General features: G+C 73.2%; 26 protein-coding genes. 18 read left to right on the plus strand and 8 right to left on the minus strand.

Annotation, left to right across the window (positions count from 1 at the left end; all coding sequences use genetic code 11):
* Nucleotides 1-176 precede the first annotated feature (176 nt).
* The 12 genes from IE136_RS08995 to IE136_RS09050 all read left to right on the plus strand — a co-directional run bounded on the left by IE136_RS08995 (nucleotide 177) and on the right by IE136_RS09050 (nucleotide 13081).
* Nucleotides 177-2162, plus strand: a complete 1986-nt coding sequence (locus IE136_RS08995; RefSeq protein ID WP_229818739.1) for a tetratricopeptide repeat protein — start codon at nucleotides 177-179, stop codon at nucleotides 2160-2162.
* 147 nt (nucleotides 2163-2309) lie between these two features.
* Complete coding sequence (gene ald, locus IE136_RS09000; RefSeq protein ID WP_158985932.1) at nucleotides 2310-3425, plus strand: alanine dehydrogenase; 1116 nt, start codon at nucleotides 2310-2312, stop codon at nucleotides 3423-3425.
* Between the two features lie 442 nt (nucleotides 3426-3867).
* On the plus strand, nucleotides 3868-4911 hold the full coding sequence (locus IE136_RS09005) for a ParA family protein (RefSeq protein WP_229818740.1): 1044 nt from the start codon (nucleotides 3868-3870) through the stop codon (nucleotides 4909-4911).
* Nucleotides 4908-5399, plus strand: coding sequence for a hypothetical protein (locus IE136_RS09010; RefSeq protein WP_158994105.1), 492 nt, complete (start codon nucleotides 4908-4910; stop codon nucleotides 5397-5399). The genes IE136_RS09005 and IE136_RS09010 overlap by 4 nt, the downstream gene beginning before the upstream one ends.
* 45 nt (nucleotides 5400-5444) lie before the next feature.
* Nucleotides 5445-6758 (plus strand): segregation and condensation protein A, encoded by a 1314-nt coding sequence (locus tag IE136_RS09015; protein ID WP_189600050.1) that lies wholly within the window; start codon nucleotides 5445-5447, stop codon nucleotides 6756-6758.
* Nucleotides 6755-7378, plus strand: a complete 624-nt coding sequence (gene scpB, locus IE136_RS09020) for an SMC-Scp complex subunit ScpB (protein ID WP_158985926.1) — start codon at nucleotides 6755-6757, stop codon at nucleotides 7376-7378. Before IE136_RS09015 ends, scpB begins: the two co-directional genes overlap by 4 nt.
* Complete coding sequence (locus IE136_RS09025; RefSeq protein ID WP_189600051.1) at nucleotides 7378-8667, plus strand: pseudouridine synthase; 1290 nt, start codon at nucleotides 7378-7380, stop codon at nucleotides 8665-8667. The genes scpB and IE136_RS09025 overlap by 1 nt, the downstream gene beginning before the upstream one ends.
* A 154-nt stretch (nucleotides 8668-8821) precedes the next feature.
* Entirely contained in the window at nucleotides 8822-9475 is a 654-nt protein-coding gene (gene pnuC, locus IE136_RS09030) for a nicotinamide riboside transporter PnuC (RefSeq protein ID WP_158985922.1), read from the plus strand.
* A complete protein-coding gene (locus IE136_RS09035; protein WP_158985920.1) occupies nucleotides 9472-10551 on the plus strand; it encodes an AAA family ATPase in 1080 nt (359 codons plus the stop codon). The genes pnuC and IE136_RS09035 overlap by 4 nt, the downstream gene beginning before the upstream one ends.
* Nucleotides 10548-11288, plus strand: coding sequence for an NUDIX hydrolase (locus IE136_RS09040; protein ID WP_189600052.1), 741 nt, complete (start codon nucleotides 10548-10550; stop codon nucleotides 11286-11288). Before IE136_RS09035 ends, IE136_RS09040 begins: the two co-directional genes overlap by 4 nt.
* Entirely contained in the window at nucleotides 11285-12310 is a 1026-nt protein-coding gene (locus IE136_RS09045; protein ID WP_189600053.1) for an ADP-ribosylglycohydrolase family protein, read from the plus strand. The genes IE136_RS09040 and IE136_RS09045 overlap by 4 nt, the downstream gene beginning before the upstream one ends.
* Before the next feature lie 3 nt (nucleotides 12311-12313).
* Nucleotides 12314-13081, plus strand: coding sequence for a nucleotidyltransferase domain-containing protein (locus tag IE136_RS09050; RefSeq protein ID WP_189600054.1), 768 nt, complete (start codon nucleotides 12314-12316; stop codon nucleotides 13079-13081).
* On the opposite strand, the gene IE136_RS09055 is transcribed toward IE136_RS09050, so the two are convergent.
* Genes IE136_RS09055 through IE136_RS09065 form a run of 3 tightly spaced genes read right to left on the minus strand, consistent with a single transcriptional unit; the run spans nucleotide 13061 to nucleotide 14619 of the window.
* A complete protein-coding gene (locus tag IE136_RS09055; RefSeq protein ID WP_189600055.1) occupies nucleotides 13061-13750 on the minus strand; it encodes a nucleotidyltransferase domain-containing protein in 690 nt (229 codons plus the stop codon). The two genes, IE136_RS09050 and IE136_RS09055, sit on opposite strands and share 21 nt — an antisense overlap.
* Before the next feature lie 10 nt (nucleotides 13751-13760).
* Nucleotides 13761-14237 (minus strand): Rieske (2Fe-2S) protein, encoded by a 477-nt coding sequence (locus IE136_RS09060; protein WP_158985912.1) that lies wholly within the window; start codon nucleotides 14235-14237, stop codon nucleotides 13761-13763.
* A 46-nt stretch (nucleotides 14238-14283) separates the two neighbouring features.
* Nucleotides 14284-14619, minus strand: a complete 336-nt coding sequence (locus IE136_RS09065) for a DUF952 domain-containing protein (RefSeq protein ID WP_158985910.1) — start codon at nucleotides 14617-14619, stop codon at nucleotides 14284-14286.
* Between the two features lie 138 nt (nucleotides 14620-14757).
* Here IE136_RS09065 and aroH point away from each other — a divergent pair, with 138 nt between their 5' ends.
* From aroH to der, 5 genes are all read left to right on the plus strand, one after another.
* Nucleotides 14758-15120 carry a chorismate mutase gene (gene aroH / locus IE136_RS09070; RefSeq protein ID WP_158985908.1) on the plus strand — a complete coding sequence of 121 codons (363 nt, stop codon included), beginning with the start codon at nucleotides 14758-14760 and terminating at the stop codon, nucleotides 15118-15120.
* On the plus strand, nucleotides 15117-16205 hold the full coding sequence (locus tag IE136_RS09075) for a prephenate dehydrogenase (RefSeq protein WP_158985906.1): 1089 nt from the start codon (nucleotides 15117-15119) through the stop codon (nucleotides 16203-16205). Before aroH ends, IE136_RS09075 begins: the two co-directional genes overlap by 4 nt.
* Before the next feature lie 207 nt (nucleotides 16206-16412).
* Nucleotides 16413-17099: a (d)CMP kinase gene (gene cmk, locus IE136_RS09080; protein WP_158985904.1), complete on the plus strand. Its 687-nt coding sequence runs from the start codon at nucleotides 16413-16415 to the stop codon at nucleotides 17097-17099.
* Nucleotides 17100-17152: 53 nt separating this feature from the next.
* Nucleotides 17153-17740, plus strand: a complete 588-nt coding sequence (locus IE136_RS09085) for a lysophospholipid acyltransferase family protein (RefSeq protein WP_162467852.1) — start codon at nucleotides 17153-17155, stop codon at nucleotides 17738-17740.
* Between the two features lie 70 nt (nucleotides 17741-17810).
* Nucleotides 17811-19259: a ribosome biogenesis GTPase Der gene (der, locus tag IE136_RS09090; RefSeq protein WP_158985900.1), complete on the plus strand. Its 1449-nt coding sequence runs from the start codon at nucleotides 17811-17813 to the stop codon at nucleotides 19257-19259.
* 79 nt (nucleotides 19260-19338) lie between these two features.
* On the opposite strand, the gene IE136_RS09095 is transcribed toward der, so the two are convergent.
* On the minus strand, nucleotides 19339-19689 hold the full coding sequence (locus tag IE136_RS09095) for a hypothetical protein (RefSeq protein WP_158985898.1): 351 nt from the start codon (nucleotides 19687-19689) through the stop codon (nucleotides 19339-19341).
* Between the two features lie 140 nt (nucleotides 19690-19829).
* Complete coding sequence (locus tag IE136_RS09100) at nucleotides 19830-20612, minus strand: DUF8842 C-terminal domain-containing protein (protein WP_158985896.1); 783 nt, start codon at nucleotides 20610-20612, stop codon at nucleotides 19830-19832.
* 327 nt (nucleotides 20613-20939) lie between these two features.
* On the opposite strand from IE136_RS09100, the gene IE136_RS09105 reads away from it, so the two are divergent.
* Nucleotides 20940-21524 (plus strand): LysM peptidoglycan-binding domain-containing protein, encoded by a 585-nt coding sequence (locus IE136_RS09105; protein WP_158985894.1) that lies wholly within the window; start codon nucleotides 20940-20942, stop codon nucleotides 21522-21524.
* On the opposite strand, the gene IE136_RS09110 is transcribed toward IE136_RS09105, so the two are convergent.
* The 3 genes from IE136_RS09110 to IE136_RS09120 are packed head-to-tail and all read right to left on the minus strand — an operon-like array spanning nucleotide 21508 to nucleotide 25327.
* The gene (locus tag IE136_RS09110) at nucleotides 21508-22167 is read right to left on the minus strand and encodes an ATP-binding cassette domain-containing protein (RefSeq protein ID WP_158985892.1); all 660 of its coding nucleotides are present in this window, start codon (nucleotides 22165-22167) and stop codon (nucleotides 21508-21510) included. The two genes, IE136_RS09105 and IE136_RS09110, sit on opposite strands and share 17 nt — an antisense overlap.
* Nucleotides 22164-24941 (minus strand): ABC transporter permease subunit, encoded by a 2778-nt coding sequence (locus IE136_RS09115; RefSeq protein ID WP_158985890.1) that lies wholly within the window; start codon nucleotides 24939-24941, stop codon nucleotides 22164-22166. The genes IE136_RS09110 and IE136_RS09115 overlap by 4 nt, the downstream gene beginning before the upstream one ends.
* Nucleotides 24929-25327 (minus strand): hypothetical protein, encoded by a 399-nt coding sequence (locus IE136_RS09120; protein WP_189600057.1) that lies wholly within the window; start codon nucleotides 25325-25327, stop codon nucleotides 24929-24931. The genes IE136_RS09115 and IE136_RS09120 overlap by 13 nt, the downstream gene beginning before the upstream one ends.
* Nucleotides 25328-25431: the final 104 nt, after the last annotated feature.

Below are 25431 nucleotides of genomic sequence, written 5' to 3' on the forward strand. Positions count from 1 at the left end.
GGGGGCGTGGGCCGCAGCGGACGAAGGAGGCGGTCTGACGATCGGTTGATCCGATCGGGGGACCTGTGCGTCGCGCTCCACCGGGTCCGCACCCCGCCCTGAACTACGCTCGGGATCGCCCGTGCGGAGACCCCCCACGGGATCGGCTCGTGCGCAGGTGGACGGGAGTGTGGCCCGTGACGGATCAGGCGGTGGCAGCGGGCGGGGTGCGGAGCTTCTTCGGGCGGCAGCGGGAGCTGAAGGCCCTGCGCGCCGACATCGAACGGACCGGACTCGACACCCTCGCCGGCCACAAAGCCCCCCGCGCACGCGTGCTCCTGATCGCCGGACGGGCCGGTTCGGGGCGGACCGCGCTCGCCGGCGAACTCGTCGCCGGCCTCGGCGACGCCTACCCCGGCGGGGTGTACCGCGCCCGTCTGACCGAGCCCGGCGGGGACCCCGTCCCCACCGCCCGGGCCGCCCAGGGGCTGCTGAAGGACCTCGGAGTCGCCGAACCCCCGGGCGCCGCCGAGGACGAGCTCACCGAGATGGTCCGCAAGGCCCTCTCCGTACGCCGCACCGTCCTCGTCCTCGACGACGCCGTCGACGCCGAGCAGGTCGACCCGCTGCTCCCCGACAACCCGGACGCCCTCGTCGTCGCCGTGGCCAAGGGCCCCCTGACCGGCATTCCCGACGTCCGCCCCTGCACCCTCGGCGGCCTGGACCCCAAGTCCGCCATCGAGCTGCTCACCACCCTCACCGGTTCGGTCCGGGTCACGGTCGACCCCCAGGCCGCCGAGACCCTCGTCGAGGAGTGCGGCGGCCAGCCCGCCGCCGTCGTCCTGGCCGGACGCTGGCTCGCCGCCCGCCCCAAGGACTCCGTCGCCGACCTCGCCAAGCGGCTGCGCGCCCTGAACGGCGACCCGCTCTCCCGCACCTTCCGCCTCGTCCACGACTCCCTGCCCCAGCCCGCCGCCCGGATACTGCGATTCCTCTCCCTCGCGCCCCTCGGCCGCGCCGACGCCCACGCCGCCTCCGCCCTCGCCGGCTGCTCCGTCTCGGCGGCCGAGACCACCCTCGCCGGCTTGGTGGGCCTCGGAGTCGTACGGGAGGAGGGAGCGGGGGAGTATGAGGTGCCCGGCCATCTCGTCCCCCTGCTGCGCGAGCAGATGGAGGAGCGCGACCGGCCCGCCGAGGTCCAGCTCGCCCGGGCCCGGATGCTGGAGCGGACCGTACGGCTCCTCCAGTCCTGCCGTGCGGTCACCGAGCCCGAGGGGTCCGCCGCCCGCAAGAAGCTCGCCGGGCTGCCCCGCGCCCTGCGCTTCCCGAACGTGGCCGCCGCCGCGGAGTGGCTGGAGCGCCGCAGGCCCGTCCTGCTCGCCTCCGCCCGGCTCGCCGTCGCCGACGGTGAGCTCGACACCCTGGCCCGCCGCCTGGTCGCCGCCCTTGTCCGGGCCGAGACCGCGCACCGCGGCGCGGAGGCCGCGGCGCCCGATCTCTACGGACTGCACCGGCTGGTCCTGGACGTGGCCGAGCGGCGCGGACTGCACCGGGAGCGGGCCGCGGCCCTGCTGAATCTCGCCGATCTCGACGCCAAGACCGGCCGTACCGAGGACGCCCTGACCCGATACCGGGCGGCGCTGGACGCCGGAAAGGCGGCGAACGACCCGTACGCGATCGGCCGGGCGATGGAATCCGTAGGCGGCTCCTACCAGGAGCTGGGGGACTGGCAGCGGGCCGGTGACTGGTACGGCCGGGCCCTCGCCCAGCGCCTCGCCCGCGACGAGCGGGCCGACCAGGCCCGGCTGTACGCACGGCTCGGCGCGGTGCAGACCTACGCGGGCCGCTACGGCGAGGCGTTGCGGAACTGGCGCGCCGCCGCCGCGGGCTACCGGCGGTTGTCCGATCTCCCCGGTTACGCGCGGGCGTTGAGCGAGGCCGCCCGGGTCCAGGAGTACGCCGGACGGCCCGAGGAATGCCTGCGGACCTGTGAGGAGGCGGTGGAGTGGGCCCGGCGTGCCCAGGACGTACGCCTCCAGGCCGCTCTGCAGCTCCGGCTGGCCGACACCCTCGACCGGCTCGGGGACCCGGCCGCCGCCCGACTGCACAGGTCCGCGGCGGAAAGACTGCTTGGAACCGAGGCCTCCGCCTACGAAATCCGCAGTGCTGCTCTCGAAGATTAATGCTTTGCAAGGCTAGACAGAGGGAACTCCTTCATTAGACTGGGTGCGCCGCGTTCGATCGCGGTCTGTCCCGGTGTGCCGCAGTACGGCCGGGTATGTATCGCATTGCCCCCAGTTATCCCCCTGATTCAAGGACCGTGATCGACGATGAAGGTCGGCATCCCCCGCGAGGTCAAGAACAACGAGTTCCGCGTGGCCATCACCCCTGCCGGTGTCCACGAGCTCGTCCGCAACGGCCACCAGGTCTTCGTCGAGCAGAACGCCGGTGTGGGCTCCTCGATCACGGACGAGGAGTACGTCTCGGCCGGTGCGCAGATCCTGCCCACCGCCGACGAGGTCTGGGCCACGGCCGACCTGCTGCTGAAGGTCAAGGAGCCCATCGCGGAGGAGTACCACCGCCTCCGCAAGGACCAGACCCTCTTCACCTACCTGCACCTCGCCGCCTCCCGCGAGTGCACGGACGCGCTCCTCGCCTCGGGCACCACCGCCATCGCGTACGAGACCGTCGAGACCGCGAACCGCGCGCTGCCGCTGCTCGCCCCGATGTCCGAGGTCGCGGGCCGTCTGGCCCCGCAGGTCGGCGCCTACCACCTGATGCGCTCGGTCGGCGGCCGCGGTGTGCTCCCCGGCGGCGTCCCCGGCACCCACGCCGGCGAGTGCGTCGTCATCGGCGGCGGTGTCTCCGGCTGGAACGCCACCCAGATCGCCGTCGGCATGGGCTTCCACGTGACCCTGCTCGACCGTGACATCAACAAGCTCCGCGAGGCCGACAAGATCTTCGGCACCAAGGTGAAGACGATCGTCTCCAACGCCTTCGAGCTGGAGAAGGCCGTCGTCGAGGCCGACCTCGTCATCGGCGCCGTCCTCATCCCGGGCGCCAAGGCCCCGAAGCTGGTCACCAACGAGCTCGTCGCCAAGATGAAGCCCGGAAGTGTCCTTGTCGACATCGCGATCGACCAGGGCGGCTGCTTCGAGGACTCCCACCCGACCACCCACGCCGAGCCGACCTTCCAGGTCCATAACTCGGTCTTCTACTGCGTCGCCAACATGCCGGGCGCGGTGCCGAACACCTCCACGTACGCCCTCACCAACGCCACGCTGCCCTACATCGTGTCGCTGGCGAACAACGGCTGGGTCGAGGCGCTGCGCCGCGACTCCGCGCTCGCCCTGGGCCTCAACACCCATGACGGCAAGGTCGTTTACAAGGAGGTCGCCGAGGCCCACGGGCTGGAGCACCTCGAGCTGAACAGCCTGCTGGGCTGACCCTCCCGGACATCACGTCAACGCGTGCCGTCAACCTCACGCATCCGGCCGGACCTTGTGCGCCAAGGTCCGGCCGGATGTGTGTCCGGCCACTTCAGGGGCCTTGTGCAACTCGCCTCGAACGTAACCCTTTAACCGTTTCGCACACCCCCGAAACGTGCGGATGCGTGGCTGCGCACCCTTGACAGAGGGGTGTTCGGTTACCGACACATCGGGCCGGGAACGGCGGATTGTGTTGCTGCGGACCGGTGACACGCCATAGAGTCGCCAACCGTCGGCATGGTGCCACGCTGACCTATCGATAAATGTTCCTGGCCACATCAAGGAGGTAAGACGACTTGTGAATGAGTCGACATTTACTCCCGGGGGTGGACAGCCAGGAATCCCTGTCGGCTCCGTCGCTGTCCGAACCTTCGCGAACAACGCGGCGGCCAATCAGCCCATGACGACAGCCCACACGATGAAGATGATGGACGGCCTACACGTGAACGCCACGGCCGGCAACGAGAGTGGCCGAGAGTCCACCCACTTCGCCGCCTACGACGAGGTGCCCGAGGGGCACTTCTACGACCCCGACGCCGAGTACGAGCCCGACCCGGAGTACGCGGCCACGCTCGCACCCGACGCTGCCCGCCAGCGCCGCGAGCGGATCGGCCCCACCGGACGGCCCCTGCCCTACTTCCCGATCCCGGGCCCGTTGACCGACCACGGACCCGCGAAGATCATCGCGATGTGCAACCAGAAGGGCGGCGTCGGCAAGACCACGTCGACCATCAACCTGGGTGCTGCGCTCGCGGAGTACGGGCGGCGGGTGCTGCTCGTCGACTTCGACCCGCAGGGTGCCCTGTCGGTCGGTCTCGGTGTGAACCCGATGGAGCTCGACCTCACCGTCTACAACCTGCTCATGGAGCGGGGCATGTCGGCGGACGAGGTCCTGCTCAAGACCGCCGTTCCCAACATGGACCTGCTGCCCAGCAATATCGATTTGTCAGCGGCCGAGGTGCAGTTGGTCAGCGAGGTCGCGCGCGAGTCCACGCTCCAGCGCGCCCTGAAGCCGCTGATGAACGACTACGACTACATCGTGATCGACTGTCAGCCCTCGCTCGGTCTGCTGACCGTGAACGCGCTGACGGCGGCTCACAAGGTCATCGTCCCGCTGGAGTGCGAGTTCTTCGCGCTGCGTGGTGTGGCCCTGCTGACCGAGACGATCGAGAAGGTCCAGGAGCGGCTCAACCCCGAGCTGGAGCTCGACGGCATCCTCGCCACGATGTACGACTCCCGGACCGTGCACAGCCGTGAGGTGCTCGCGCGCGTCGTCGAGGCCTTCGACGACCACGTGTACCACACGGTGATCGGCCGGACCGTGCGCTTCCCGGAGACCACGGTCGCCGGTGAGCCGATCACGACGTACGCCTCCAACTCCGTGGGCGCCGCCGCCTACCGTCAGCTCGCCAGGGAGGTGCTCGCCCGGTGTCACGCCGAGTGAGTCTGCCCGGCGCCGACGAACTGTTCCGTACGACCGGGGGGATGGCGCTGCAGTCCTCCTCACCCCGCAGGGGCGAGGCCAGGGTGCCGGCTCCCGCGGGCGAGAGCGGCACGGGTGCGGCGGAGGGCTCGGCCTCCGCGGAGCACTCGGCGGCGGCGTCGGAGACGGCGGAACCGCGGGCCAGGACCGCGGAGCCGACGGCTCCGGCCTCCCCGGCGGCGCCCGCCGCGTCCGCCCAGGCGCGACGCCGGGGCCGGTCGCCGAACCGACGGCCGAGCGGGCGCGAGCGGCACGACGAGAAGATCACGGTCTACGTCTCCGCGGAGGAGCTGATGGACCTGGAGCACGCGCGGCTGGTGCTCCGGGGCGAGCACGGTCTCGCCGTGGACCGGGGCCGGATCGTCCGCGAGGCGGTGGCGGTGGTCCTGGCGGACCTGGAGTCCCGCGGCGACGCGAGCATCCTCGTACGCCGCCTGCGCGGCCGCTGAAGGTAACCTGCGGGCTGCCGCGCTCCTGCTCCTCCCTGGACCCCCATGCCCCCGCCCCCCGACGAAACGTCCCGCCCGCCCCGCCGCCGCATCCTGGGCCGGGGCCCGGGGACGACGCCCCCGGGGGCCGCGCCGCCAGAGCCGCCGTCCGCCGCGCCCGGCCCGTCGCGGGCCGCAGAGGCCCCTGCGGGCCCCGCCGGTCCGGCCCGTGGCCCGCTGGACGAGACGCCGGAGGCGCTGGACGAGGCCGCCCCCGCCCCGCCGGCCGTCGCCGACCCGGGGAGCGGGGGCCCTGAGAAAGCTGCCGCGTCAGGCGGCCTCGCCGGCAATCCGGCCGAGTCCGGTACCGGCGGTTCCGGTGCGCCGGGGAACGCCCCCGAGGGCAGGCCCGGCCCTGTGCCCGGGCCGGGTGCGAGCAACGCGGCGCCGCCCGCTCCAGCGGTCGCGGGCGGCGGATCCACCGAGGGCGGCCCCGTGCCCGCCGAGGACGCCTCCGTACCCGCCGCGGATGCTCCGGCGGCCGACGGACCCGTCCAAGGCGCCCCCGTGTCCGACGACGGGCGCTTCACCGTGCGGCTGGCGAACTTCGAGGGGCCCTTCGACCTTCTGCTGCAGCTCATCTCAAGGCACCGGCTCGACGTCACCGAGGTCGCCCTGTCCCGGGTCACCGACGAGTTCATGGCGCACATCCGGGCCATGGGGCCCGACTGGGACCTCGATCAGACCACCGAGTTCCTGGTCGTCGCCGCCACGCTGCTCGACCTCAAGGCCGCCCGGCTGCTGCCCGCCGCCGAGGTGGAGGACGAGGCCGATCTCGCGCTCCTGGAGGCGCGGGACCTCCTCTTCGCCCGGCTCCTGCAGTACCGCGCGTACAAGCGGATCGCCGAGATCTTCGCCGAGCGGTGGGAGGCCGAGGGGCGGCGCCACCCCCGGACCGTCGGCCTCGAGCCCCACCACGCCGAGCTGCTCCCCGAGGTCGTCATCAGCATCGGCGCCGAGGGCTTCGCCAGGCTCGCCGTCAAGGCCATGCAGCCGAAGGCCGAGCCGCAGGTGTACGTCGACCACATCCACGCCCCCCTCGTCAGCGTCCGGGAGCAGGCCGGGCTCGTCGTCGCCCTCCTCAAGGAGCGCGGGACGGTGAGTTTCCGCGAACTCGCGGAAGGAGCGCCCGACACCCTCACCGTCGTGGCCCGCTTCCTCGCCCTTCTGGAGCTCTACCGCGAGAAGGCCGTCGCCCTCGACCAGGAGGAGGCCCTCGGAGAGCTGACCGTCTCCTGGACCGGCGGCGACGGCGTTGAGGAGGCCCGCGTCACCGACGAGTTCGACCAGGAAGACCAGGAAACGGAGGCCCCGAGGTGAAGGCACCCGACGATCTCAAGCCCGCCCTCGAAGCCGTCCTCATGGTCGTCGACGAGCCCGCCACCGAGGCCCATCTCGCCAAGGTCCTGGAGCGCACCCCGCGCGAGGTGGGCGACGCCTTGCGCGAGCTCGCGGACGAGTACACGGTCCAGGGCCGCGGCTTCGAGCTGCGCCTGGTCGCCGGCGGCTGGCGGTTCTACACCCGGGCGGAGTACGCCCCGGCCGTCGAGGCCTTCGTCCTCGACGGGCAGCAGGCCCGGCTCACGCAGGCGGCCCTGGAGACCCTCGCCGTCGTCGCGTACCGCCAGCCGGTCAGCCGCTCCCGTGTCTCCGCGGTCCGCGGCGTGAACTGTGACGGGGTCATGCGGACCCTCCTCCAGCGCGGTCTCGTGGAGGAGGCGGGCACGGAACCCGAAACAGGTGCGATCCTGTACAGGACGACGAACTACTTCCTGGAGCGGATGGGCCTGCGCGGCCTGGACGAGCTCCCGGAGCTCGCGCCCTTCCTCCCCGAGGCGGACGCGATCGAGGCGGAGACGCTGGAAGGGGTCCCGTCGTTCGACCCGGACGCACCAGATGCACCGGGTTTCGAGGACGCAGACGACAAGACGGAACTTTGATGCGAAGCAGCAGCGGCAGGAACAGCAGCGGAAACAACGGCGGGAGCCGTGGTGGCAACAGCGGCGGCCGCGGAAGCGGCAGCAGCAGCGGCGGCCGCGGCGGCAGCGCGGGCGGTGGCGGCGGCTACCGTGGCGCCGGTGGTGGCGGTGGCCGTGACGACAGGCAGGGCGGTGGCGGCGGTTACCGCGGTGCCGGTGGTGGCGGTGGCCGTGACGACAGGCAGGGCGGTGGCGGCGGCTACCGCGGTGCCGGTGGTGGCGGTGGCCGTGACGACAGGCAGGGCGGTGGCGGTCGGCCGCGCAACCCGCGCCCGGAGGAGCGCCGCTACGACGTGGGCGGCACGTCCGAGGCCCCGAAGAAGGGCCGCGGCGCCGCGGCCCGCGGTGGCGCCAAGGGCGGCCCGAAGGCCCCGCAGGGCGGCACCCCGCCCCGTCGTGGCCCGCACGGACAGCGGCAGGCCCCGGCCCGCTCGCGTGAGCTCGACGCCAAGATCGAGCAGCGCAACCGCGACCGGTACGCGGACCGCCCGGAGATCAAGACCCCCAAGACCTTCCCCGGCGCCGAGCAGGAGGGCGAGCGGCTCCAGAAGGTGCTCGCCCGGGCCGGCATGGGCTCGCGCCGCGCGTGCGAGGAGCTGATCGAGCAGGCCCGTGTCGAGGTCAACGGCGAGATCGTCCTGGAGCAGGGCAAGCGCGTCGACCCGGAGAAGGACGAGATCAAGGTCGACGGCCTGACCGTCGCCACCCAGTCGTACCTCTTCTTCGCGCTGAACAAGCCCGCCGGTGTCGTCTCCACCATGGAGGACCCCGACGGCCGCCAGTGCCTGGGCGACTACGTCACCAACCGTGAGACCCGCCTCTTCCACGTCGGCCGGCTCGACACCGAGACCGAGGGCATCATCCTGCTCACCAACCACGGTGAGCTGGCCCACCGCCTCACGCACCCGAAGTACGGCGTGAAGAAGACGTACCTGGCCGCCATCACGGGCCCGCTGCCGCGCGAGGTCGGCAAGCGGCTCAAGGACGGCATCCAGCTGGAGGACGGTTACGCCCGCGCCGACCACTTCCGCGTGGTCGAGCAGACCGGCAAGAACTACCTGGTCGAGGTGACCCTGCACGAGGGCCGCAAGCACATCGTGCGCCGGATGCTCGCCGAGGCCGGTTTCCCGGTCGAGAAGCTGGTCCGCACCGCCTTCGGCCCGATCGCGCTCGGCGACCAGAAGTCGGGCTGGCTGCGCCGGCTGACCAACACCGAGGTCGGCATGCTGATGAAGGAAGTCGGCATGTAGACCCGCGAGGCCGTACGTACGTACGTACGGCCGACGCGCGACGACGAAGCCCGTGACCGCCGCCCGGCGCTCACGGGCTTCCTCATGTCTCTTTCGCACTTGTGGCCGAAGCCCGTCGCCCTTTATAGTCAACATGACTCTTAAGGAGGCGGGCGTGAGCCTCGCGAACATCCTCGAACCTCTGCAGCGGCCGCTCCTCACGGTCCTGGACACCCCGGTCAGCTGGACCGAGGTCCTCGGCTTCGGCAGCGGAGCGCTCTGCGTCTGGCTCGTCGCCCGCCAGCACATCGCCAACTGGCCCATCGGCATCGCCAACAACCTCTTCTTCATCCTTCTCTTCGGTCAGGCCGGGCTCTACGCCGACGCCGGCCTCCAGATCGTCTTCATCACCCTCGCCGTGTACGGCTGGTGGACCTGGACCCACGGGGGTGGACCAGGCTCCGACACCCTCCCGGTGCGCCGCACCACGCGCACCGAGTGGACCTGGCTGCTCACGGCGGGGGTGGTGGGGACCCTCGGCCTCACCCTGCTGCTCGACCGCGCGACCGACTCCACCGTCCCCTTCTGGGACGCCCTGACGACCGCGCTCTCCCTGATGGCGACATACGGCCAGTGCCGGAAGCGGCTGGAGTCCTGGTGGCTCTGGATCGCCGCCGACGTGGTCTACGTACCGCTGTACGCGTACAAGGAGCTGTACCTGACCTCCCTGCTGTACGTCGGCTTCATGACGCTCTGCGTCCTCGGCCTGCGCGGCTGGAGCCGCGACCTCGCCGCCCGGCGCGTCCACCCGGTGGAGGCGACGGCATGAAGCGCTACGGACACGGCCTGGTCCTCGGCAAGTTCTACCCGCCGCACGCCGGCCACCACCACCTCGTGCGCACCGCGCGCGACCGCTGCGAGCGGCTCACCGTCCTCGTCTGCGCCTCCTCCGTGGAGTCCCTGTCCCTGGAGGACCGGGTCGCCTGGATGCGCGAGATCCACCCCGACGTCCTCGTCGTCGGCGCCGTCGACGACATCCCCGTCGACCTCCACGACCCCGACGTGTGGGCCGCCCACATGGCCGTCTTCCGCGCGGCGGTCCCCGAGCCCGTCGACGCCGTCTTCACCTCCGAGGCGTACGGGGAGGAGCTCGGCCGCCGATTCGGCGCCGAGTCCGTGTGCGTCGACCCGGACCGTACGCTCTTCCCCGTCTCCGGCACCGCCGTCCGCAAGGACCCCGTCGGCTGCTGGGACTTCCTGGAGGCGCCGGTCCGCGCCGCGCTCACCCGGCGCGTGGTCGTCCTCGGCGCCGAGTCCACCGGCACCACCACCATGGCCCGCGCCCTCGCCGACCACTACCGGAGCCGGGGCGGCGTGTGGGCCCGCACCCGGTACGTACCGGAGTACGGCCGCGAGTACAGCGAACGCAAGCTCGCCGAACTGCGCGCCGAACGCCCCGGCGCCGACTGGACGGACGTCACCTTCCGGTCCGCCGACTTCCCCGTCATCGCCCAGCGTCAGGCGGAGATGGAGGAGGCGGCGGCGCGTGAGGGCTCGCCCGTGCTCTTCTGCGACACCGACGCCTTCGCCACCACCATCTGGCACGAGCGGTACATGGGCACCACCAGCCCCGCCACCGGTGAGATCGCCGCCCGGGGCCGGCAGCACCTGTGGCTGCTCACCGACCACAACGGCGTCCCGTTCGAGGACGACGGGCTGCGCGACGGGGAGCATCTGCGGCCGTGGATGACGGCCCGCTTCGTCGCCCAGCTCTCCCGGACGGGCCGTCGCACCGCCGTCCTCACCGGTCCGCACGAGGAGCGCCTCGCGGCCGCCGTCGCCGCCGTGGACGCCCTGCTCGCCGAGGGTCCGTACCTCGCCGACCCCCTCCCGGAGCGCCGATGAACCGATCCCGGGCTCCCGAGGGCTACGACCCCTCCGCCTTCGAGCCGTTCGCCGTCACCGTCGACCTCGCCGTCTTCACCGTCCGCGAGGAGCGACTGCACGTCCTCCTCGTGGAGCGCGGCCAGGAGCCGTACGCCGGGACCTGGGCGCTGCCCGGCGGCTTCGTGCTGCCCCGCGAGTCCGCCGAGCGGGCCGCGCGCCGTGAACTGGCCGAGGAGACCGGCCTCTCGGCGGACACCGTCGCCGGCCTCCACCTCGAACAACTGCGCACCTACAGCGAGCCGGACCGCGATCCCCGGATGCGGGTCGTCTCGGTCGCCTACACCGCGCTCGTACCGGATCCGCCCGAACCCAGGGGCGGCGGGGACGCGGCGCGGGCGCGGTGGATGCCGCACGGGACGCTCGGGCCTCTCGCCTTCGACCACGACCGGATCCTCGCCGACGCGCACGACCGGATCGGTGCCAAGCTCGAGTACTCCTGTCTCGCCACAGCCTTCTGCCCGCCCGAGTTCACGATCGGCGAGCTGCGCCAGGTGTACGAGACGGTCTGGGGCGTCGAACTCGACCGCCCCAACTTCCGGCGCAAGGTCCTCGCCACCCCCGGCTTCGTCCGGGCCGTGGAGGGACCTCCGCGCCTCACCGGCGGACGGGGGAAACCGGCCGCTCTCTACCGGGCGGGTGAGGCCAAGGCCCTCCACCCGCCGCTGCTGCGACCGGAAGGACGATCCACCTCATGACCACCAAGCAGGCCGCCACCGGCTCCCTGATCGGACTGGCGCTCGGGGACGCGCTGGGCTTCCCGACGGAGTTCGCCGACGTGCCGACGATCCTCGCGAAGTTCGGGCCCTGGCGGGAGATGGATCTCCCGGGCAAGGGGCAGGGCAAGGGGATCGCGTACATCACGGACGACACCCAGATGACGCTCGCGCTCGCCCGGGGGGTCCGGGGGTGCCAGGAGCGGGGGGTCGCCGACTCGGAGCGGTTCGCCGCGCTGGTGCGCCGGGAGTTCGTCGACTGGTACCACTCACCGGAGAACAACCGTGCCCCGGGCAACACCTGCCTGCGGGCCTGCCGGCTCCTCGACAGCGACCGGCCCTGGCAGGAGGCGAGCCAGACCGGCTCCAAGGGCTGCGGCGCCAACATGCGGGTCGCCCCGATCGGGATCGTCCCCGGCCTGAGCGAGGAACAGCGCGCGGGCTCGGCCCAGCTCCAGTCGGCGCTGACGCACGGCCACCCGACGGCGCTCGCCGCCTCTGACCTGACGGCCCGTGCGGTGTACCTGCTCGCCCAGGGCGTCGACCCGACGGGACTCGTCGGCCACCTGCGCTCGTACGCGTACGAGAACCGCTCCCGCTACCACGAGAGGTGGCTCGGCGACCTCTGGACACACGCCCAGGACCCGTCGGCCCGCCACTTCATCGAGCGCGGCTGGGACGAGTGCCTGGCCGTCCTGGAGAGGCTGGACGCCGTCCAGCGCACCGCCGACCCCGAACTCGACCCCTGCACGTACACCGGCGACGGCTGGATCGCCGAAGAGGCCCTGGCCACCGGCCTCCTGTGCTTCCTCCTCTTCCCCGAGGACCCGCTCACGGCCCTGCGCCGCGCCGCCTGCACCCGCGGCGACTCCGACTCCCTCGCCTGCCTGGCGGGCGCCTTCGCGGGCGCCCACCTCGGCGCCGCCGCCTGGCCGCAGGAATGGACGACCCGCATCGAACACCGCGACGAACTGCTCACCTTCGGCACGCTCTGGGACGCTTGATCCATGACCGCGTCCCTCACTCCCCAAGTCGACCTGTCCGCCGTCGTGGCGGAGCAGCCCGATCGGCTGATCTTCGCCACCGTCTCCGGCGCGCACCTGTACGGATTTCCCTCCCGCGACTCGGACGTCGACCTGCGCGGGGTGCATCTCTTGCCGGCGGCGGCCCTGATCGGGCTCCGGGAGCCCGAGGAGACGCGGAGCCGGATGTGGGACCGTGACGGCGTCGAGATGGACCTCGTCACCCACGACCTGCGGAAGTTCGTCCGGCTGATGCTGCGGCGCAACGGTTACGTACTGGAGCAGCTGCTCTCCCCATGGGTGGCCCACACCTCCGAGGTCCATGCCGAGCTGATCTCGCTGGTGCCCCATGTGCTCACCATCCACCACGCGCACCACTACCGCGGGTTCGCGGCGACCCAGTGGCGGCTCTTCGAGAAGACGGAGGAGCTGAAGCCCCTGCTCTACACGTTCCGCGCGCTGCTCACCGGGATCCATCTCATGCGCTCCGGCGAGGTCCAGGCGCATCTGCCCACGCTCGTCGGGGAGGTGACCGAGGCTCCCGCGTACCTACCGGAACTCATCGCGGCCAAGGCGACGGCCGAGCACGGGCCTGCCGAGGTGGACGTGGAGCGGGTACGCGGTCACGTGGAGGCGCTGCACGCCGTCCTGGACACGGCGCAGACCGGGTCGGGGCTCGGGGACGCGCCCGGAGGTCTGGACGCCCTGCACGACCTTGTCGTACGGGTCCGGCTAGAGCACCCGCAGGGCTGACGCGCGGCGGGCGCGCAGGAGGAAGGCTTCCACGCGGGGGTGGTCCGGGGTCGGGGGGAGGGGGCTGGTGGTGGAGGCGCGGTCGGCCTCGTCCGTGAGGCGGGTCATCCAGGACTCGACCTCCGGCCAGGACATCTCGCCCCGCTTCACCGCGAGGAGGCGCTCGCGCTCCTCGCCCACGTGGATGGTCAGTTCGCCGCTACGGAGCAGGTCGCGGCAGCTCATCAGCAGCCGCAGCAGGTGCATGGCGTGCTTCCAGCGCGGCTCGCCGTACTGCCGGACGTCGGCGTCGAGCTTCTTGCGCTGCCCTCCCGCGTACCGGACGAAGGTCTGGTGGGCCTGGCGGGAGAGGAACGCCTCGCGCAGCGAGACCAGTTCGCGTCCGATGTCGTCGATGTGCTCGACGACGGGGGAGTGGAGGCACTCCAGGACGTTCGGATTGGCGCGCAGGGCCAGTTCGCAGAAGCGTTCCAGCTCCCAGCTGAACTGCTCCTCGCCCGGGCCCTCCACATGCGCCGGAGGCTTGTCGAAGCGCCAGAAGAGCGGCGTCGGGGCGAGGTAGACGCCCCGGCGGTCCGTGTCGCTCCCCTCGGTGGCCAGACCGAACGCGCGCGACCCCATGACGCAGGAGTAGATCGTGTGGTCGCGCACCAGTTCTTCCGGAGTCATGGGCGACAGGCTACGCGAGGGTGATCGCGTCTCCCGACACGGTGATCCGCTCCTCAGGCAACGGGCGCGAGGCCGGTCCCGCGGCGACCGAACCGTCCGCGATGCGGAACCTGGAGCCGTGGCAGGGGCAGTCGATCGTGCCGTTCTCGACCTTGCCGACCGTGCAGCCCTGGTGGGTGCAGACCGCCGAGAACGCCTTGAACTCTCCCGCCGTCGGCTGCGTGACGACGACCTTCCGCTCCTTGAAGACGGTCCCGCCCCCGACCGGGATCTGCGAGGTGCGGCCGAGCGAGTCCCCGGCCGGCGCCGACGTGACCGGCGCCGAGGCGGCAGGTGAGGTCTCCGCGGGCGTGGCAGCCGTGGGCGTCGGGCTGGCGGCCGTACCGCCGTCCTTGTCGCCGTCGGAGCCGCAGCCCGTGGTCAGCGCGGCGACGGAACCCGCGCCGGCCAGCAGCACGGTACGGCGGGGCATGGCATCTGGAGTCATGCCGTACAGCTTGCTCGGGGGTCCCGTCGGCGCTCCGCAAACACGCCTAGACCCAGGGGGTCAGCTCCCTCGCACGGCCGTCGGCGTCCCGGCGGACCTCGAGCACGGCCCTGACGGCCGCCCGCTCGATCGGGCCGTACACGTGCGGGAAGAGCGTGTCCTCCGACCCCTCCCAGCGGACCTCGGCCGCCAGCCGGCTCTCGTCGACCACGAGCACCAGAAGCGGGCCGTGGACACCGCGGTAGTGCGCGTCGGCGACGGTCAGCGCCGCCGACTCGTCCGGCGAGCAGTGCACGAAGCCCTCGGAGGCCAGCGAAGGCGGCGCGTAGGGCAGCCCGGGATCGGCGGACCATTCGTCCAGCGGTACGACGTGGAGAAGCATGCCGACAGTTGTACCGCGAGGCCTCCCCGGCCGGCAGGCCGCCCGACGCCCCGTCTCGGAGGGCGGTCGCCTGGGCGGAGCGCCCGAGCCCCTGACTAGGCTGGTCGGAGCACTGATCGCTTTTCGAAGGAGCACCACGTGGCGGTACGAGCGGTCCGAGGCGCCGTCCAGCTCGAACGGGACGAGGCCGGACACATGCACGAGCAGGTCGAGGAGCTGCTCACCGCCGTCCTTGAACGCAACGGGCTCACCGCCGACGACCTGATCAGCATCTGGTTCACGGCCACCCCCGACCTGCACAGCGACTTCCCGGCCGCCGCGGCCCGCCGCATCGGGATCGTCGACGTCCCCCTGATCTGCGCGCAGGAGCTGGACATCGAGGGCGCGATGCCGCGAGTCGTACGGCTCCTCGCGCACGTCGAGTCGGAGCTGCCCAAGTCCGCGATCGCGCACGTCTACCTCGGCGCCGCGGCCAGCCTGCGCAAGGACATCGCCCAGTGAGAACCGCCCTCGTCATCGGAACCGGCCTCATCGGCACCTCGGCGGCGCTCGCACTGGCCGGGCGCGGCGTCGCCGTGCACCTGCGCGACCACGACCCGGCACGCGCGCGTACGGCGGCGGCGCTCGGCGCCGGTACGGACGAAGCGCCCGAGGGGCCCGTCGACCTCGCCGTCGTCGCCGTACCGCCGGCCCATGTGGCGACCACCCTGGCCGCGGCGATGCGGGACGGGCTCGCGCGCGGCTACCTGGACGTGGCGAGCGTCAAGGGCGGCCCGAAGCGGGAGCTGGAGCGGCTGGGCCTCGACCTCACCGCGTACATCGGGACGCACCCCATGTCGGGCAAGGAGCGCTCCGGCCCGCTGGCGGCGACGGCCGATCTCTTCGAGGGACGGCCGTGGGTACTGACGCCGACCCGGGACACCGACACCGAGGTCCTCAACCTGGCCCTGGAACTGGTCGCGCTCTGCCGCGCCGTCCCGGTCGTCATGGACGCGGACGCCCACGACCGGGCGGTCGCGCTCGTCTCGCACACCCCGCAACTGGTGTCGTCGATGGTGGCGGCCCGCCTCGAGGAGGCGGACGAGACGGCGGTACGGCTGTGCGGACAGGGCATCCGCGACGTCACCCGGATCGCCGCCTCCGACCCGCGCATGTGGGTGGAGATCCTGTCGGCGAACCCCGGACCGGTCGCCGACGTGCTCGCGGGCGTCGCCGCGGACCTGGAGGAGACCGTACGGGCGCTGCGCTCGCTCCAGTCGGCCGACGAGGACGAGCGTCGCGGCGGAGCCTCCGGCGTCGAGGACGTGCTGCGCAGGGGCAACGCGGGCCGCGCCCGGGTCCCGGGCAAGCACGGCGCCGCACCGGCGCAGTACGAGACGGTCGCCGTCCTCATCAGCGACCAGCCGGGCGAACTCGCGCGGATCTTCGCGGACGCGGGCCGGGCGGGCGTCAACATCGAGGACGTCCGCATCGAGCACGCGACGGGCCAGCAGGCGGGTCTCGTCCAGCTGATGGTGGAGCCCTCCGCGGCCCCGGTCCTGGAAGCCGCCCTGAAGGAACGCGGATGGGCGCTGCGGGCGGGGTGAAGGTGAAGAGGAGCTGAGGCCGGGCTGAGAGCGGGCTGAAGCCCGGCCGACGGCAGGCCGGCAGCCGGCGGCTCGACCCGGCGGGCGGGGCTCCCGGGAGGGCCCCGCCCCCCACTGGGCCGAATGGGTGCGCGGGAATCGGTAACCTTGGGGTGGCCCCCTGCATCCGGTGGGGCCTCACCGCGTACTCACCGCGTACCCAGGAAGGTGTTCCCCACCGTGGAAACCGTGATCGTCGCCATCGACGGGCCCTCTGGCACGGGCAAGTCGAGCACCTCGAAGGCGGTTGCCGCCAAGCTGGGCCTGAGCTACCTGGACACCGGTGCGCAGTACCGGGCGATCACCTGGTGGATGATCAGCAACGGGGTCGACGTCGACGACGCGGACGCCGTCGCCAACGCCGCCGCCAAGCCCGTCATCGTCTCCGGCACCGACCCGGCCCGGCCGACGATCACTGTCGACGGCGCCGACGCCGGCGGCCCGATCCGTACCGAAGAGGTCACCTCCAAGGTCAGCGCCGTCAGCGCCGTCCCCGAGGTACGGGCCCTGATCACCGAGCTGCAGCGGACCATCGCCAAGAACGCCGAGGGCGGCATCGTCGTCGAGGGCCGGGACATCGGCACCACCGTCCTGCCCGACGCCGACCTCAAGATCTTCCTCACCGCGTCGCCCGAGGCCCGCGCGGCCCGCCGCTCCGGCGAGCTCAAGGGCGTCGACGTGGCCGCCACCCAGCAGGCCCTGATCAAGCGGGACGCGGCCGACTCCAGCCGTAAGACCTCCCCGCTGGCCAAGGCCGACGACGCCGTCGAGGTCGACACCACCGACCTGACCCTGGACCAGGTCATCGAGTGTGTCGTGACCCTGGTGGAGGAGAAGAGGACGGCCGCCAAGTGACCCTGCCCTCCGAGAAGGGCGCCGCCGTCGGGCGCGGCATCGGCATCGGGCTGATGTACGGCCTGTGGAAGCCGCGCGTCCTCGGCGCCTGGCGGGTGCCGGCTGCCGGCCCGCTGATCCTCGCCGTCAACCACGCGCACAACATCGACGGCCCCATGCTCATGGGCACCGCGCCCCGGCCGGTGCACTTCCTGATCAAGAAGGAAGCCTTCATCGGGCCCCTCGGGCCCTTCCTGGAGGGCATCGGCCAGCTCAAGGTGGACCGGGCCGGCGCCGACCGGGCCGCGATAGGCAACGCCCTCGCGGTCCTGGAGCACGGCGGCGTCCTCGGGATCTTCCCCGAGGGCACCCGCGGCGAGGGCGACTTCGCCTCGCTGCGCGCCGGCCTCGCCTACTTCGCCGTCCGCAGCGGGGCGCCGATCGTGCCGGTCGCGGTCCTGGGAAGTTCCGACCGCCCCGGACGGTTGATCAAAGCACTGCCGCCGCTGCGCAGCCGCGTCGACGTCGTCTTCGGCGACGCCTTCGAGGCCGGCGACGGATCGGGCCGCCGCACGCGCAAGGCGCTGGACGCGGCCACCGTACGCATCCAGGAGCGGCTCACGGGCCACCTGGAAAACGCCAGGCGCCTCACCGGGCGCTGAGCGACACTCTCAGTAGTGGGCCCCGAGGCTCGGGAACCCACCGACCACGAATGATCAAGGAACGGACTTCATGAACGACCAGCACGACCACGGGGCACTTGGCGACGCCGAGTACGCGGAGTTCATGGAGCTCGCCGCGGAAGAGGGCTTCGACGTCGAGGAGGTCGAAGGCGCGATCGAGGAGGCCGGGCACGGCCCGCTCCCCGTGCTCGCCGTCGTCGGCCGCCCCAACGTCGGCAAGTCGACCCTGGTGAACCGGATCATCGGTCGCCGTGAGGCCGTCGTCGAGGACAAGCCCGGCGTCACCCGCGACCGCGTCACCTACGAGGCCGAATGGGCCGGCCGCCGCTTCAAGGTCGTCGACACCGGCGGCTGGGAGCAGGACGTCCTCGGCATCGACGCCTCCGTCGCCGCCCAGGCCGAGTACGCCATCGAGGCCGCCGACGCCTGTGTCTTCGTCGTCGACGCCACCGTCGGCGCCACCGACACCGACGAGGCCGTCGTCAAGCTGCTGCGCCGGGCGGGCAAGCCCGTCGTGCTCTGCGCCAACAAGGTCGACGGCCCCTCCGGCGAGGCCGACGCCACCGCCCTGTGGTCGCTGGGCCTCGGCGAGCCGTACCCCGTCTCCTCGCTGCACGGCCGCGGCACCGGCGACATGCTCGACGCCGTGCTGGAGGCGCTGCCCGAGGCCCCCGCGCAGACCTTCGGCAACGCGGTCGGCGGCCCCCGCCGGATCGCCCTCATCGGCCGCCCGAACGTCGGCAAGTCCTCGCTCCTGAACAAGGTCGCGGGCGAGGACCGCGTGGTCGTCAACGAGCTGGCCGGGACCACCCGCGACCCGGTCGACGAGCTGATCAAGCTCGGCGGCAAGACGTGGAAGTTCGTGGACACCGCCGGTATCCGCAAGAAGGTCCACCTCCAGGAGGGCGCGGACTACTACGCCTCCCTGCGTACCGCCGCCGCGGTCGAGAAGGCCGAGGTCGCCGTCGTCCTCATCGACACCACCGACAACATCTCGGTCCAGGACCAGCGCATCATCACCATGGCGGTCGAGTCCGGCCGTGCGCTCGTCATCGCCTACAACAAGTGGGACGAGCTGGACGAGGAGCGGCGCTACTACCTGGAGCGCGAGATCGAGACCGAGATGCAGCAGGTCGCCTGGGCGCCTCGGGTCAACGTCTCCGCCAAGACCGGCCGCCACATGGACCGGCTCGTCCCGGCGATCGAGACCGCCCTCGCCGGCTGGGAGACCCGTGTCCCCACCGGGCGCCTGAACGCCTTCCTCGGTGAGCTGGTAGCGGCCCACCCGCACCCGATCCGCGGCGGCAAGCAGCCCCGCATCCTCTTCGGCACGCAGGCGGGCACCAAGCCGCCCCGGTTCGTGCTCTTCGCCTCCGGCTTCCTGGAGCACGGCTACCGCCGCTTCGTCGAGCGCCGGCTGCGCGAGGAGTTCGGGTTCGAGGGCACGCCGATCCACATCTCGGTGCGGGTCCGGGAGAAGCGCGGCCGCAAGAAGTAGGCACACGAAGACACGAGAACGGCCGAGGGCCGGGGGCGTTTCGCCCCGGCCCTCGGCCGTTCTCGCGAGTCCTCAGGCCCTACTGCCCCCGGCGGGGCGCCGGTGGCAGCGCCGCCGGCGTGTGGTGGAGCCCCGAGTGGTGCTGCGCCGACCACGCCACCGGATGAGCCGTGTGGGACGCGTGCCGGCTCCCGCCGTGCCCCTGCCCCTGGCCGTACAGCCCGGTGCTCACCGGCGTCCCGAAGGCCCGGAAGGCCAGATCCTCCTCGCCGCTGCGGTCACCCGGCAGTGTGCGGAACGACCGACGGTACTCCGAGTACAGAGCGTCGTAGATCGGCGTCGCCGACTGGCCTGCGGTGATGTCCTGCGCGGGGCGCATGGAAGGGATCTGACTCGGACGGGGCGGGCGGAGTGGGTCGTATGAGTGCACATACGTGCCAACGACACCGTCCTCCGTCGGATGCGGGCGGCCCTCGGATAGGGGAGCCCGCCGGGGGCGAGGCACGGTCGAGACGGGAACCCAGGGGCCGTACCCAAGGGGCCCTATGCCGGGACGCCCGTGCTGCTCCCTCACGTGCCCGCCAGCGGCATCGCGGCGGCCACCAGGCGCCCGTCGGCCGCGGCCTTCTCCAGGGCGTCGCGCAGCAGGTCCTCGCGCGGCTGCTGGCCGATCGAACCGACCGGGGCGGCGAAGACCAGAACGGTGTGCGACTTGTTGGCCGCCGCACGCCAGCCCTCGGTGACCTGCAGCGGCTGGTGGGCCTGCCACCAGGCGGCCTGGCCGCTGCCGCCCGCGCCCGGCTGGAGCACCGAGTGCAGCTGGCCCATGGCGACCAGCACGGACCAGCCGGGAAGAACGCCCGGCTTCTGGTTCACATCGGCGACCGGCGTGAAGCCCTGCTCGATCAGGAGCGGCAGGAATTCGTCGGTGACCCCGCCCGAACCCGGTCGGGCCACCGGCGCGGTCGGTTCGACGACCAGCGCCGGGTGGAGCTCGCCCTCGATCAGGACGAGACCGCTGGTGACCCCGAGCACGGCCTGCTCGGGGTGGGCCGCGCTGAGGGCGTCCGCCGCGTCGGTCGCGGCGATGGAGCGGACCGCTCCCTGGAGCTGCTCCTCGGCGACCTGGACGACCTGCGACGGGATGCAGCTGGCGTGGGCGAACGCCAGGACGGCGGTCTCCTCGCCGACGAACAGCACCGTGCTCGTGCGCTCCTGCTCGGAGTCACCCGGCGTGCGGCAGGAGGTGCAGTCGTAGCTGCCCGGGGCGTTGTCGCCGGCGAGCAGCCGGTCGGCTTCTTCGTCGCCGATCTCGGCGCGTACGTCCTCGCTGACGTCGAGCATGCGCGGCACGGGGGGCTCCCTGGACTCGGTACGTGCGACGCCGGGCGGATCCCGGCACGTCTCATACAGAGTTCAACGGGGAAGGCTCGGCCGGGGTCACGCGTCGGCGCGCGCCAACTTCCGCGGCGGAGCCCGCCGGACGGGCCCGCGAGACGCGCGGGACATGGCGGTCGGCCCGGCCGTGACCGCGCGTACGCGGTGGGCCGTCGGGCCGTGACTCGCGCGGGGGCGGCGGCCCGGTCGGCCGGGGACGCGCGTGCCTCCGACCGGGTGGGCCTGCGGGCCGCTCCGCGCGGCACCGGGGTGAGGCCGGGGCCCGCCGCCTAGCCTGCCCCGATGTCGACTATCCGATGGTGGACGGCCGGTGCGCTGGCCGGGATGTGTTCCCTCGCGCTGACGAGCCTGTTTCCGGGGCCCGCGCGAGCGGCCGCTTCCGAGGTGCCCGCCGAGGTTCCCTCCGCGGTTCTGTCCGCGGTCCCCGCCTACGCCTGCGCGAAGGACCAGTGGCCCTGGGGCTGTATCGCCGAGTGCGAGAGCAGCGGCCGCTGGCACATCAACACCGGCAACGGCTTCTACGGAGGCCTCCAGTTCTGGCAGCCGACCTGGGTCGAGCACGGCGGGCCGCGCTACGCCCCGCGCGCCGACCTGGCGACCCGGGCACAGCAGATCACGATCGCGGAGGAGGTGCTGCGGACACAGGGCTGGGCCGCCTGGCCGACCTGCGCCAAGCGGTACGGGCTGAGCGGCCGGGTCCACACGGTGCAGCCGGGGGACACGCTCAGCTCGATCGCCCGGCGCTTCGGGATCGCCGGCGGGTGGCAGGCGCTCTACGCGGCGAACCGGAGCGTGGTCGGGGCCGATCCGAACCGGCTCATGACCGGGACGATGCTGAGCATCGCGCCGCTCACCGTCCTGAGGTGAGCTCGGCGGCCTCCCCGCTGAAGGCGAGGGAGCCGCGCCGCAGTTCGTGCACGAGGGTGCCGGGCGGCAGGCCGGGTGGGAGGCGCTGCTCGGCCAGGGCGACGGCGGCGCCGCCGCGCAGGGCGAGGGCGGCGAGCAGACGGTACGTACGGGAGGCGACCGCCGGGGACATGCCGAGGGCCGGTTCGTCGACCAGGACCACGCGGGCGGGGGTGAGCAGGGCGCGGGTGAGCGCGAGCATGCGGCGCTCGCCGCCGGAGAGGGTGCCGGCGGGGTGGGCGAGGAGGGGGGCGAGTTCGGGGTACGCCTCCAGCGCCGCCTCGCGGTCACGGGAGGCCAGCTCCAGGTTCTCGGCGACGGTGAGGGTCGCGTAGACCGCCCGCAGGTCCGGTACGAAGCAGAGGCCGCGCCGGGCTCGTTCGTGGGCGGGGGTCCGGGTCACGTCGGCTCCGCGCCACAGGACGCGGCCGGAGGACAGGGACACGGTGCCGGCGAGAGCGCGCAGCGCGGTGGTCCGGCCGGCGCCGTTGCGGCCGAGGAGGACGGTGACCGTGGCGGCCGGGAGGGGCAGGTCGAGGCCGTGCAGAGCCTCCAGGGGACCGTAGTGGACCCGGGCCCGGCGAAGGGCGATCTCGACGCTCATGGCACGATCCGGCCCCCCTCCATGGTGTGCACGGTGTGGGCGAGGCCGGCGACGAGGTCCGGGTCGTGCTCGACGACGAGGACGGTGAGGCCGTCGGCGGCGAGCGCGGCGAGCACCCGGGCGAGGGCGTCGGTCTCGGCGGCGTCGAGCCCGGCCGAGGGCTCGTCCAGGAGGAGGGTGTGCGGCCGCCCGGCCAGAGCGCGGGCCAGCTCGACCCGTCGCAGGGTCCCGGTGGTCAGATCGGCGGCCGGCCGGTGCCGGACGGCACCGGAGAGGCCGAGGAGCCGCAGGCTGTACTCGGCCGCGGCGGGGTCGCGGACGTGGCCCTGCTCGGCGCCGAGGCGGACGTTCTCCTCGACGGTGAGGGACGGGAAGACGGCGAGCCGCTGGAAGGTCCGGGCGATCCCGAGCCGGGTGCGGACGTGGGCGGGCCGGTCGGTGATGTCGACGCCGTCGAGCGTGACGCGTCCGCGTGTGGGGCGCAGCGCCCCGGCGAGACAGTCGAAGAGCGTGCTCTTGCCGGCCCCGTTGGCCCCGACGAGCGCGGTGACGCGTCCCGGGACGAGGGCGAGGGAGACGGAGTCGAGGGCGGTGAGACCCCCGGGATAGGTGAGCGTGAGTCCGTGGGCTCGGAGCCGGGCGGGGGGCGGGGATGCGGAGGGTTCGGACCTGGCCGGCCGGCCTCCGGCCGGGCGGGGTGTCCCCGCCTTCCCCGGGGACACCGCCTTTCCCGCGGGGTGGGCGGCGACGCTCGGCGGTGTCGGCGGGCCTCCGGCCGCCTCGGCTGTGGTCCCGGGCCGCCCCCCGGGCGGGACCGAAGGCCCCTGACCCGGCGCGCCCTGCGGCTCGCGTGCCGGCGCGGAGGCGGCTCGGCGCCTGGCCTCCGGCGCGGGCCGGTCCGCGCCGGACGGCTCGCGGGCAGGCGCGAGGGGACGCCGGGGGGCGCTGAGGTCCGCGGTGCCGGGGCGCCGTGAGGATCGGAGCATCCCCGGAGAGGGGTGGCGCGGTGCCTCGTCGGCCCGCGGGAGCCAGGTGGTCAGGGGTGGGACGCGGCCCACCAGAGTGGCCAGGACGCCGATCACCGCCGCCGCCACGCCGCCGCGGGTGCCCGCGTCGAGGCCGACCAGGAGGACGGCGGCGGCCAGCGGGGAGAGGAGGCTGTCGGCGCCGAGGACGACGACGGCGGCGAACCAGAGGAGGCCCCGGAGGGGGTCGTAGGCCTGCGGGTCGAAGGCGCGCAGGCCCATGCCCAGGAGGCCGCCGCCGAGGGCCGCCAGGGCCGCGCCCAGTACGAAGGCCAGGAGCTTGAGGCCCGCCACCCGAACCCCGGCCGACTCCGCCCCCGCCTCGTGGTCGCGCAGAGCGGCGAGCGCCCGGCCCGTGCGGCCCCGGCGCAGCGCCGCGACCAGCACCAGGCAGCCGGCCAGGACGACGAGCTCCAGCGCGTAGTACCGCCGGTCGTCCCCGAAACCGGCCGGGCGGCCGAGCTCCAGTCCCGCCGTCGCGTACGGCTGCGCGAAGACGAACCGGCTCACCGCCACCCCTACCGCCAGCGTCGCGAGCGCCAGGGCGAGGCCGTGCCTGCGGATCGCGGGCCAGCCCGTCAGCAGGCCCAGCGGGGCGACGAGCAGCACCGCGAGCGCCAGAGCCGCGAGCTCCGGCACACCGCCGGCCGCGAGCAACGCCGTGAACAGCGCGCCCAGACCGGCGTACGCCGCCTGCCCCAGCGCGATCTGCCCGCCCCGCCCGGTCACCACCACCAGCGAAAGCAGCACGATCGCCAGCGCCGGCACCTGGACCGACGTCTGCAGGTCCGAGCCCGCGAACCCCAGCGGGAGGAGGAAGAGGACCCCCGCCGTGACCCATACGCCCCCCGGGACCCGGCCCTCCCTCGTCGGCGGCGGCAGCGCGTCCTGCCCCCGGCCGCCCACCCCCGGTACGACCAGCACCGCGACCAGCAGCGCCACCACGAACAGGTTCGCCCCGACCGCCTGCACGAGCGGCCCCGCCCACCCCTCCGGATGGAACCGGGCGAGCTGCGCCTGAACCACCCCGATCGCGAGGGCCGTCACGATCGCCACCGGCAGGCTCCGCATCCGGGCCGCCACCGCGACCGCGATCACCTCGACGACCAGCAGCGGCATCCCGTACGGATCCAGCCGTACGTACGGCGCGAGCAGCACCCCCGTCAGACCCGCGGTGAACGCGCCGAACGACCACCCCACCACCGACACCCGGTCCGCGTCGATCCCGCCCAGTATCGCCAGCGACCGGTTGTCGACCACGGCCCGCAGCTCCCGCCCGAAGCGCGTCCACCGCGTCACCGCCCCCACCAGGCAGGCCAGCAGTACCACGGCGGCGAGCTGGGTCCACGGGTCGTCGCCGAGCAGCACCGGCGCGTCCGGCCGCGTACCGCCGCCCCACACCAGCGCCGCCCCGCCGACGAGCAGCACGAAGACCCCGATGGAGGCCACCAGCGTCTGCGCCGGGTTCGAGCCGGCGAGCGCCGGCGGACGGAAGACCGCCCGGTCGAGGACGAACCCGATCCCGGGCGCCACCACGAACAGCGTGACCAGGGCGCCCAGCGGCAGAGGCCAGCCCCACTCGACCACGAGCTGCCGCAGCACATACGCGCAGACCATGGCGATGGCGCCGTGCGAAAGGTTGAGCACGCCGGTCGCCCGGTACGTGACGATCAGCCCGATCCCGGTGAGGGCGGCGGCGCTGCCGACCGCGAGACCGGCGAGGGCGAGGTCGTACGTCAGCGAGGCCACGGCTCACACACCGGGCAGGGGTCCAGCTGCTCGTCCCCGACCGGCACCGCCTCGGGCCGGCCCGCCACCAGGGGGCAGTCCGGACGGTGTGCCAGCGTCCCGCCGGGGACCCGGACGGGCGGCTCGTCCGACGACGGCGGGGGAGCGTCGTCGGGCGGGGAGGAGGCCGGCGCCTCCCGTCGTACGGGAATCCCGCCCGCCGCCCCGACCAGTACCGCCCCCGCCACGATCAGCGCGGCACCGGGCACCGTGCACGAGGCGAGGTACGGCAGCTGCCGCTCCGCGAACCGTTGCCCCGAGACGCCGTACCAGCCCAGGAAGCAGAGCACCGCGCCGCCGACGGCCACCGCGAGGCCGCCCCACAGCAGTACCCGGGATGCCGGCACCGGACCTCCCTCGTGTTCTTCCAGGCGGCGTCCTCTTCCTTGCGCTCTGCCCGCGACCGGCACACCCTGGAATCATCGGGCCGTCCGGCAATCATCAGTCCGTG

Source organism: Streptomyces lateritius (assembly GCF_014649715.1).
Classification (GTDB): Bacteria; Actinomycetota; Actinomycetes; order Streptomycetales; family Streptomycetaceae; genus Streptomyces; species Streptomyces lateritius.

What these genes read in the sequence shown, in the direction of transcription:
- IE136_RS09050 (WP_189600054.1), top strand. Translation starts at nt 12,314, where the DNA reads ATGACCGCGTCCCTCACTCCCCAAGTCGACCTGTCCGCCGTCGTGGCG.
- der (WP_158985900.1), top strand. Translation starts at nt 17,811, where the DNA reads ATGAACGACCAGCACGACCACGGGGCACTTGGCGACGCCGAGTACGCG.
- IE136_RS09025 (WP_189600051.1), top strand. Translation starts at nt 7,378, where the DNA reads ATGCGAAGCAGCAGCGGCAGGAACAGCAGCGGAAACAACGGCGGGAGC.
- IE136_RS09065 (WP_158985910.1), bottom strand. Translation starts at nt 14,619, where the DNA reads ATGCTTCTCCACGTCGTACCGCTGGACGAATGGTCCGCCGATCCCGGG.
- IE136_RS09035 (WP_158985920.1), top strand. Translation starts at nt 9,472, where the DNA reads ATGAAGCGCTACGGACACGGCCTGGTCCTCGGCAAGTTCTACCCGCCG.
- IE136_RS09105 (WP_158985894.1), top strand. Translation starts at nt 20,940, where the DNA reads ATGTCGACTATCCGATGGTGGACGGCCGGTGCGCTGGCCGGGATGTGT.
- IE136_RS09005 (WP_229818740.1), top strand. Translation starts at nt 3,868, where the DNA reads ATGACGACAGCCCACACGATGAAGATGATGGACGGCCTACACGTGAAC.
- IE136_RS09055 (WP_189600055.1), bottom strand. Translation starts at nt 13,750, where the DNA reads ATGACTCCGGAAGAACTGGTGCGCGACCACACGATCTACTCCTGCGTC.
- IE136_RS09085 (WP_162467852.1), top strand. Translation starts at nt 17,153, where the DNA reads ATGTACGGCCTGTGGAAGCCGCGCGTCCTCGGCGCCTGGCGGGTGCCG.
- ald (WP_158985932.1), top strand. Translation starts at nt 2,310, where the DNA reads ATGAAGGTCGGCATCCCCCGCGAGGTCAAGAACAACGAGTTCCGCGTG.
- IE136_RS09040 (WP_189600052.1), top strand. Translation starts at nt 10,548, where the DNA reads ATGAACCGATCCCGGGCTCCCGAGGGCTACGACCCCTCCGCCTTCGAG.
- IE136_RS09060 (WP_158985912.1), bottom strand. Translation starts at nt 14,237, where the DNA reads ATGACTCCAGATGCCATGCCCCGCCGTACCGTGCTGCTGGCCGGCGCG.
- IE136_RS09015 (WP_189600050.1), top strand. Translation starts at nt 5,445, where the DNA reads ATGCCCCCGCCCCCCGACGAAACGTCCCGCCCGCCCCGCCGCCGCATC.
- IE136_RS09045 (WP_189600053.1), top strand. Translation starts at nt 11,285, where the DNA reads ATGACCACCAAGCAGGCCGCCACCGGCTCCCTGATCGGACTGGCGCTC.
- IE136_RS09110 (WP_158985892.1), bottom strand. Translation starts at nt 22,167, where the DNA reads ATGAGCGTCGAGATCGCCCTTCGCCGGGCCCGGGTCCACTACGGTCCC.